The organism is Gelidibacter sp., assembly GCF_035515035.1.
Taxonomy (GTDB): domain Bacteria; phylum Bacteroidota; class Bacteroidia; order Flavobacteriales; family Flavobacteriaceae; genus Gelidibacter.
The window spans coordinates 1-8,378 of the sequence record NZ_DATJCA010000113.1 but is presented as its reverse complement, the minus strand read 5'-3'; the positions used below and the strand labels follow the sequence as shown (position 1 = coordinate 8,378).

The window sequence follows — 8,378 nt, the reverse complement described above, 5'->3', positions numbered from 1 at the left end:
CAATAGAGGTCGTGATGACCGTCGTGATGATCGTAAACCAAGAGAAGATAAAAAAGAAGATTAATATCTGATTTTAAACTCTTTATACATCAAACCTCTCAAGTTTTTAAAACCTGGGAGGTTTTTTTATGGCCATTTTTGAGATAAAAACCCGACAAACTTGCAAAAGTCCGACACTTTGTCACCTCTCCAAAATTTAATGATTGTGAATTTGACAACGTTCTCGCATAATAATTAAGATTTCCATAATCTTCGCCGTAGATGTCTATCAGATTGATGAATCTTTAAAATTGGTCCAACAAAACGGGTCTTCCGTACAATCCTTGCAGCTATAATGGAAATAATAGTGATAATCAATAACTTAAAGAATGAAAGTATTAGTCATTGGAGCAGGAAATATGGGATTGACCTATGCAGAAGGCATGGCAAGCTCACCCTTGCTCAAAAAACATAAACTCCGGATTTTTGACACGGATCCGAAAAAAATCGAAACATTAAGACAACAACCTCAATTTGATGTTTACGACAGGCTTGACGATTGTCTGCCAAAAGCAGACCTTGTATTTATAGCCGTGAAACCTTTTCATAGTGAGGAGTTGTTCAAGACCATGAAACCAATGCTCCACGACGATCAGATTTTTGTATCGTTAATGGCTGGGGTAACTATAGAAACCATCCAGAATCACCTGGATAAAAGTAAAGTGGTAAGGACCATGCCAAACCTTCCAGCGCAAGTTGGAAAAGGCGTCACCTCCTACACAGCATCTAAAACGGTTTCCAGAATAGAATTGCTCATGGTCAGGAATCTTTTGGATACCACAGGTACGTCAATACATGTTGTATCGGAGAACTTTATTGATGCCTCCACAGGAATTTCAGGGAGTGGACCCGCCTATGTGTTCTACTTTATGCAATCCATGCTGGATGCCGCCCGAAAAATGGGCTTTTCAGAATACGATTCCAAAGTATTGGTCAGCAACACCTTTGAAGGGGCTATTGAACTCTTTAATCAGAATGATATGTCACCAAAATCATGGATTGAAAAAGTAGCTTCAAAAGGCGGAACCACTCAAGCTGCCATAGACTCTATGGACGATAATAATGTAAAACAACTCATTCAGGACGCCGCCTATGCCGCATTTGACAGGGCCGTCGAATTGGGAAAAAAACAATAATGGAAATTAAACGAGTAGTAGTAAAAGTTGGTACTAATGTATTAACGAATAAAGATAATCGAATTTTAGGTCCCGTTTTAAGGGAGTTGGTAAGACAAATATCTGTTTTAAACGAAAGGGACATTGAGGTAATTCTGGTCTCTTCCGGATCGGCTATTGCCGGAAAAGAAATCTTGGGCGAAACGAGTATTCAAGACCCATCCATCAGGAGACAAGTGTATTCTTCTGTAGGACAACCGCGCATGATGCGCCATTATTACAGTCTCTTTCATGATTACGGAATGCGTTGCGCACAGGTTTTGGCCACCAAACGCGATTTTGACCGTGGCAAACACCGTGAAAATATGATCAATTGTTATGAAGGTCTCCTTTCAGAGGGCATCACCCCTATTGCCAATGAGGATGACGCAACCTCCTTGACCATGTCCATGTTCTCTGATAATGATGAGCTGGCCAGTTTGGTTGCGGAGCTATTGGATGTTGACCGATTGATCATTCTCTCAGATACCAATGGTTTATATACCGGCCATCCGGATGATGAGAATTCCACACAATTGAAAGAAGTTACGGTAAATCAAGCTGTAGAGCAATATGTGATGGCGTCCAACAAAAAAGAAGGCGAAGGACGCGGCGGCATGGCATCAAAATTAAAGATTGCTAAAGGTGCTGCGCTAAAAAACATTCCCACCTACATAGCCAACGGAAAACGGGAAAATGTCATTGTCGATATTATTGACAACAAAGAAATTGGGACGAAGTTTATTTCTTAAAAAAGAAGGAAGCACGGAGGGGGAAGCACGGAGCTTAAAATTTTTACCGAATTTTTAGACCTGCCCAAACTGAAAAATTCCTTCCCTTTTTTCAAGGGAAGGTCGATTCACCCCGCGGGAACGGGATGAAGAAGGAAGGGTTAAAGATCCTAACCTAACAAAATGTGCAATTATTGCAATCTTGTAAAGTGCCAAATCATATGAATTGGTAAAGAACCTTAAACAGGTAAAATCATTTAATTAAAACACAAATTATGAAACTATTAAACACAGATATAAAAAATAAAGTGCTCCAATCGATGATGACGATTATCGATAAAGAGCGAAATAATATTTTAAAAGCAAACCAGAAAGACTTGGAGGCCTTTGACAAAACTGATCAAGCGCTCTACGACCGATTGGTAGTTGATGATTCCAAAATTGATGGAATGATCAAAGCCATATCGGAAGTAAAAGCCCAGGAAGATCCGGTGGGACAAGAAATCTCAGATTTGACCTTGGACAGCGGCCTGCAGATCACCAATAAAACAGCGCCTTTTGGTACGATTATGATCATTTACGAATCACGACCGGATGTCACCATTGAAGCTGCGGTTTTAGCCTTTAAAGCAAATAATAAAATCCTTTTAAAAGGCGGAAAAGAGGCTTTGAACAGTAACCTTATCCTAGAAAAATGTTGGCACCAAGCTTTAGAGGAAAACGGCCTTTCCAAAGAGTGGATCAAACTCTTACATCTGCAACGTGAAGAAACTCAGGAATTTTTAAAGAATCCTACAGAAAAGATCGACCTGATTGTCCCACGAGGAGGCGAACGTCTAATTAAATTCGTAAAAGACCACGCCACTTGTGCTGTATTGATCAGCGGTAGAGGAAATAATTTCCTATATGTGGCCAAAGACGCCGATTGGGAGAAAACTGTCAAAGTGATCGTCAATGCTAAAACCGATAAGATTTCGGGATGTAACGCTTTGGATAAAGTCCTAATCGACAAAAACATTCCTAATTACGAAACCAAGCTGAAAGATCTTCAAGCCATTTTACACAATCTGGGTGTCGAACTCCTGGTTGATAAGAAGGTTGGAGAAATTCTCACGAGCGAAACTCAAATTGAAAATGAAGACACTTGGTACGAAGAGTTTTTGGCCATGAAGATTTTAATTGCAGAAGCTAAAAATGCAGAGAGCGCCATAGAGATGATCAACACCTATTCTGGTGGCCATTCATCGTCCATTTTAACCGAAGATAAAACATTGGCACAAAAATTCATGGAGCAAGTAGATAGTGCCGCAGTCTATCATAATGCGTCCACACGCTTCACTGACGGCGGCCAAATGGGGGTCGGGGCAGAATTAGCCATCAGCACGGATAAACTGCACCACAGAGGACCTTTGGGATTAAAACAGTTGGTCACCAATAAGTATTATGTGTTTGGAGACGGGCATGTGAGGGTTTAAGTAGGGAATTGCCCGAACCTACCCTCTGCGTACGGGCGGGTTAGGGATGAGGAATTAGGGATTAGTAACCCTGCTGACTGCAAACTGCCGACTGCAAACTGCCGACTGCCGACTGCCGACTGCCGACTGCAAACTAAAAGTTAAAGCCTCCTAAAAACTTGTATTTGTCAAAAATTAAACTATCTTATTGCCTATGGTTCATACAGATAAAGAAAAGTACACGGAAGTTTTAAGTACATCATTAGCTTACTTAGAAAACATTGGCTTTGAAAACATCAAAGCAGACGCAGAGGGTTATGAAACCCCAAAATCATACCTCAAAAAAGGTAGCGACATTAATATTACCCCAGATATTGTAGCAGAAAAGGAAGGTAGAAAGCACTATTTTGAATTGAGCTTAAAATCGGATAAAACACGCTTGTTAAAATCAAAATGGTTATTTTTAAATACCCTAAGCGCAATGCGTTCTGCCCGATTTAAAATTATAACCACGCGTGGACATTACAAGTTCACAAATGAGATGTTAGAAGACATCAATTTGACGGATAAAAAATTGATCAAACTTTAAACATAATAAAAGACTTTTGGCCTTCGTGCTTAAAGTCTTTTTTTATGATAATTCCCAACAAATTCTAGCACCCATTAGCGATATATACGGAAATCGTCTCACTTCCACCTTTCCAATAGAAGAAGTAATCTTAGTGTATAATTCTAATGAATAAAATTAATTTCAACTTTCTTGTAACATTTAGAGCGTCTTTTACGTATAACTACTTACGAAAGGATTATTCACCATTTTAAATTAGAGAGGCACATTTAAATGAGACAACTCAAAATTACGAAGCAAGTTACCAATAGGGAAACAGCTTCGCTAGACAAGTATCTCCAAGAAATTGGAAAAGTTGACTTAATTACCGCAGACGAGGAAGTGGAATTGGCACAACGCATCAAAGCTGGAGATCAACTGGCTTTAGAGAAATTGACCAAAGCCAACTTACGTTTTGTCGTATCAGTAGCAAAACAATATCAAAATCAAGGATTGACCTTACCAGATTTAATCAATGAAGGTAATTTAGGCCTTATTAAAGCAGCACAGCGTTTTGATGAAACGCGTGGATTCAAATTTATTTCTTATGCGGTTTGGTGGATTCGTCAATCCATTTTACAGGCCTTAGCTGAGCAATCCCGTATTGTGCGTTTGCCATTGAATAAAATTGGCTCCATCAACAAAATCAACAAGACTTTTGCTTTTTTAGAGCAAAGTCATGAGCGTCCGCCTAGTGCCGAAGAGATCGCCAAAGAATTGGACATGACCATCAATGATGTCAAAGAGTCCATGAAAAACTCTGGCCGTCACGTATCCATGGATGCACCGTTGGTTGAAGGTGAGGATTCCAACCTTTACGACGTATTACGCTCTGGAGAATCTCCAAATCCAGATAAGGATTTGTTGCATGAATCGTTGCGTACGGAAATTGAACGTGCTTTGGAAACATTGACGCCTCGTGAAGCCGATGTCATCCGCTTGTACTTTGGTTTGGGAGATCAACACCCGATGACCTTAGAAGAAATTGGTGAAACATTCGACTTAACCCGTGAACGTGTCCGCCAAATTAAAGAAAAAGCAATTCGTAGGTTGAAACATACCTCGCGAAGCAAAATATTGAAAACTTATTTAGGATAGTCGTCCATAGTGATGACCACTAAATGACCCCAACAAACAGTTACAGATACCCACCTTCGTGGGTATTTTACTGTTCGTTTTTTGATTGATGAAAGAACCCTCGGCTGATTACCGGGGGTTCACTTTTTAATGTCGAAATTGAAGATGAAGATGAGATTGAATTTGAAATTGAAAAAAATTAATCTAAATCGTCAAATTCTCACACTACCCTATACCCAATACCATCTCTGCCCTGAAAACCGAAAACTGCCTGCCCGTCCGCAGCAAAGCGAAGGCGGGAAAACTGAGACTGCAGACTTAGACTGCTTGCCCGTCCGGAGAGTCATCGGAAGCGGACAATTGAAATACGCCTGATCGCTTGCCCAAAACTTTTGTAGAGGTGGGCAACAAAGCGGAGGCGGGAAGACTGCATACTGCCGACGGCATACCACATACTGCCAACTGAAGACTGCCAACTGCCAACTTATTTTCCCTATCTTTGCAAAAAACTTTACAACAATACCCTATGTCTTCAAAATTTATCGCCCCTTCAATTTTAGCTGCAGATTTTGCCAACCTTCAACGTGATATCGAAATGGTCAACAATAGTGACGCCGATTGGTTTCATATTGACGTTATGGATGGTCATTTTGTACCCAACATCTCTTACGGAATGCCCGTGATTGCAGCCATTAAAAAACACGCCACCAAACCATTGGACGTGCATTTAATGATTGAAAAACCAGAGCGTTATATTGAAGAATTCGCTAAAGTGGGCGCCGATATCATCACCGTCCATTATGAATCAACCGTCCATTTACATCGTACTTTAAGACAAATCAAAGATGCAGGGTGTAAAGCCGGTGTGGTCCTAAATATCACGACGCCTCTTGTGGTTTTGGAAGATATCTTACCAGAATGTTATATGGTACTTTTAATGTCCATCAACCCGGGATTTGGCGGTCAGAAATTTGAAGACGTCACCTACAAGCGCATCAAAAACCTTCGTAAAATGATTGACGACCAAGGTTTGGACACGCGAATTGAAGTTGATGGTGGGGTCACAGACCAGAACATCCAAAAGTTGGTAGAAGCTGGCGCAGATACTTTTGTAGCCGGCAGTCATGTCTTTGGAAGTGCTAATCCGACAGCTACAATAAAAGAATTAAGGGAGTTGGCGAATTCATAGGTGGGATAATCACGACCGACAATCTAGGACGGATCTTGGACCCGCCCGAACGTGCCTTTTCGGTACGGGCGGGTTGACGATTAATAATTTTTGATTTTATACCAGGTTGAATGACAACTTTAGGCGCAAAGACAAAATGAGAACTTGCAGCTGAAATTGAAGTTGAAGTTTCCCCCTGCCAACAGACAAAATACTTATGAATAAATGCTCTATACTGAATAGTCTAACTTCAATACAATTTTTGATGAGTTTTATCAAAATTTCCAAAAAACTTAGATTCGCTCAAAAATTCAGCTTTATATAGATCTATACCAATAATCCAGCACATCCGTAGCAAAGCGAATACAGCAAACTCGTCTGCCTTTAGACAGTAAAGCAAGAGTGGGAAACTTCTATAAAATTAGAACAAATGCTTCACTCTCACCACTCATCCTAAACCCCACTTCCCTACATCACAAATAAATTATCAAAAAATTAATCAAATCCGTAGTCGTCACCATCCCCACCAATTCACCATCATCAACCACCGGTAAAGCATGGAATTCCTTTTTAGCCAAAATCTGGGCCACCTCCTTGATGCTTGTTGTTGAAGATACCGAAACGATATTTTTGGCCATCACTTGCTCTATGGTGAACATATTATAGACCAAGCTTTCAATTTCCCCATCATCATCCACCGCATCTACGAAACTAATTCGCAGTAAGTCGGTGTAGCTCAACATCCCAATTATGGATTTCCCTTCAACTACAGGAATATGTCTGATCTTATGTTTTTTAAATAAATATTCCGCCCTCTCAAGATCATCGTCTTTTTTAAGTTTGACAATTTTAGTGGTCATTATTGCCGATACAAGTTGCATATCTTTCATGATTCTTAGTTTTATAATTCACCAATAAAAGTAACCTATTTCCTTTATAAAATTCATGACAAATATCACCTGGGGTAATAGTTCGCCATGGTTCTGCAATCAATGCCTGTGAAGGCATACTGCCAAAAATTGGATGATAGCACTTTAGCCAGTCAAGTGGCTAATAAAGCATTTCTTTTCTTGAACGCATCAAAAGCTCATGGGCTTACATCACCAGTTATCTACACAAACTACTTCGTAGTCGAAATCCATAGTGTCATAGGGGCAGAACGCATGGCTGCTTCGTAAAATAATGGATAGAGTATATGACAAATCACCTTATTATTCCTGTATTAGTGGCTAACAAATAGGTTGAAACTAAAGCACCCCAATGAATCTTCATAACTCTCGGGAGAAGGGGTTTTAATTGTTAACCAAAGAATCAAACAGAGATTTCTAACGTCTTAAAGAGAGACCAACAGAATTCCCACAATTCCCCATAAAAAAAAATCCGACCCAAACAGTTAGTTGAGATCGGATTCAAAATTATGGGTCAACCAGAGGTTTCTAATTATTACCGTAGCCATAGTTATAGCCGTAGTTATAACTATACCCGTAGGATTTACTGGCACCTACGCTATTGATCACGTAAGCCATGTTTTTCAACTTGCCAGACTCCGATAAATCCTTAGAGAATCTCAAGAGATTACGCTCGGTAAAATTCGCTCTCGCAATATATATGGTCGCATCTGCCAACTGAGAGATCAACATCGTATCGGTCACCAAAATAGTTGGGGCCGTATCGACGATAATATAGTCGTATTCCTCTTTTGCTTCTTCAATGAGCTTTGTAAAACGGCCATTGGTCAAAAGGTGGGCAGGGTTTGGTGGAATAGCTCCCGATAACAAAATATGGTGGTTGGGGTGTTTTTCAAAGCCACTCACCAAAGCGTCTCTCCAATTAAAGCCATCATCATGAAGATAATTGGACAGCCCCTTTGCATTTTTGGCTTCTTTAACATGAATATGGATCTGCGGATTTCTTAAATCGGCACCAATCAACAACACCTTTTTATTAATACTCGATAAAGCTAAGGATAAGTTGATACTCACATAAGTCTTTCCTTCCCCCTTAATGGTTGACGTACAATAAATAACTTTCCCTTTACCTTCGTTGGTTACCGGTAAAATATAATCCACATTAGAACTCAAAATCCGAAAGGATTCTGCTAAGACCGATCTTGCATTAGGGTCATCAAAAACAAATCCTGCCTCCTTC

General features: G+C 40.1%; 9 protein-coding genes. 7 read left to right on the top strand and 2 right to left on the bottom strand.

Annotated features, from left to right (window positions below; genetic code table 11):
• The first annotated feature begins 368 nt into the window (after positions 1–368).
• The 6 genes from proC (at position 369) to rpe (ending at position 6,251) form a co-directional block, all read left to right on the top strand.
• Entirely contained in the window at positions 369–1,175 is an 807-nt protein-coding gene (gene proC / locus VLZ86_RS09720; protein ID WP_325450789.1) for a pyrroline-5-carboxylate reductase, read from the top strand.
• The gene (gene proB, locus VLZ86_RS09715; protein ID WP_325450787.1) at positions 1,175–1,945 is read left to right on the top strand and encodes a glutamate 5-kinase; all 771 of its coding nucleotides are present in this window, start codon (positions 1,175–1,177) and stop codon (positions 1,943–1,945) included. The genes proC and proB overlap by 1 nt, the downstream gene beginning before the upstream one ends.
• Positions 1,946–2,199: 254 nt before the next feature.
• On the top strand, positions 2,200–3,399 hold the full coding sequence (locus tag VLZ86_RS09710) for a glutamate-5-semialdehyde dehydrogenase (RefSeq protein WP_325450785.1): 1,200 nt from the start codon (positions 2,200–2,202) through the stop codon (positions 3,397–3,399).
• A 193-nt stretch (positions 3,400–3,592) separates the two neighbouring features.
• Positions 3,593–3,967: a hypothetical protein gene (locus tag VLZ86_RS09705; protein WP_325450783.1), complete on the top strand. Its 375-nt coding sequence runs from the start codon at positions 3,593–3,595 to the stop codon at positions 3,965–3,967.
• 252 nt (positions 3,968–4,219) lie between these two features.
• Positions 4,220–5,083 carry a sigma-70 family RNA polymerase sigma factor gene (locus VLZ86_RS09700; RefSeq protein ID WP_066433750.1) on the top strand — a complete coding sequence of 288 codons (864 nt, stop codon included), beginning with the start codon at positions 4,220–4,222 and terminating at the stop codon, positions 5,081–5,083.
• Between the two features lie 505 nt (positions 5,084–5,588).
• A complete protein-coding gene (rpe, locus tag VLZ86_RS09695) occupies positions 5,589–6,251 on the top strand; it encodes a ribulose-phosphate 3-epimerase (RefSeq protein ID WP_325450778.1) in 663 nt (220 codons plus the stop codon).
• A gap of 452 nt (positions 6,252–6,703) precedes the next feature.
• On the opposite strand, the gene VLZ86_RS09690 is transcribed toward rpe, so the two are convergent.
• Complete coding sequence (locus VLZ86_RS09690) at positions 6,704–7,120, bottom strand: CBS domain-containing protein (RefSeq protein ID WP_325450776.1); 417 nt, start codon at positions 7,118–7,120, stop codon at positions 6,704–6,706.
• Between the two features lie 108 nt (positions 7,121–7,228).
• On the opposite strand from VLZ86_RS09690, the gene VLZ86_RS09685 reads away from it, so the two are divergent.
• Positions 7,229–7,408, top strand: a complete 180-nt coding sequence (locus tag VLZ86_RS09685; RefSeq protein ID WP_325450774.1) for a hypothetical protein — start codon at positions 7,229–7,231, stop codon at positions 7,406–7,408.
• A 258-nt stretch (positions 7,409–7,666) separates the two neighbouring features.
• Here the strand turns inward: VLZ86_RS09685 and VLZ86_RS09680 are convergent.
• A partial coding sequence (locus VLZ86_RS09680) for a CpsD/CapB family tyrosine-protein kinase (RefSeq protein WP_325450772.1) occupies positions 7,667–8,378 on the bottom strand: 712 nt, incomplete at its 5' end.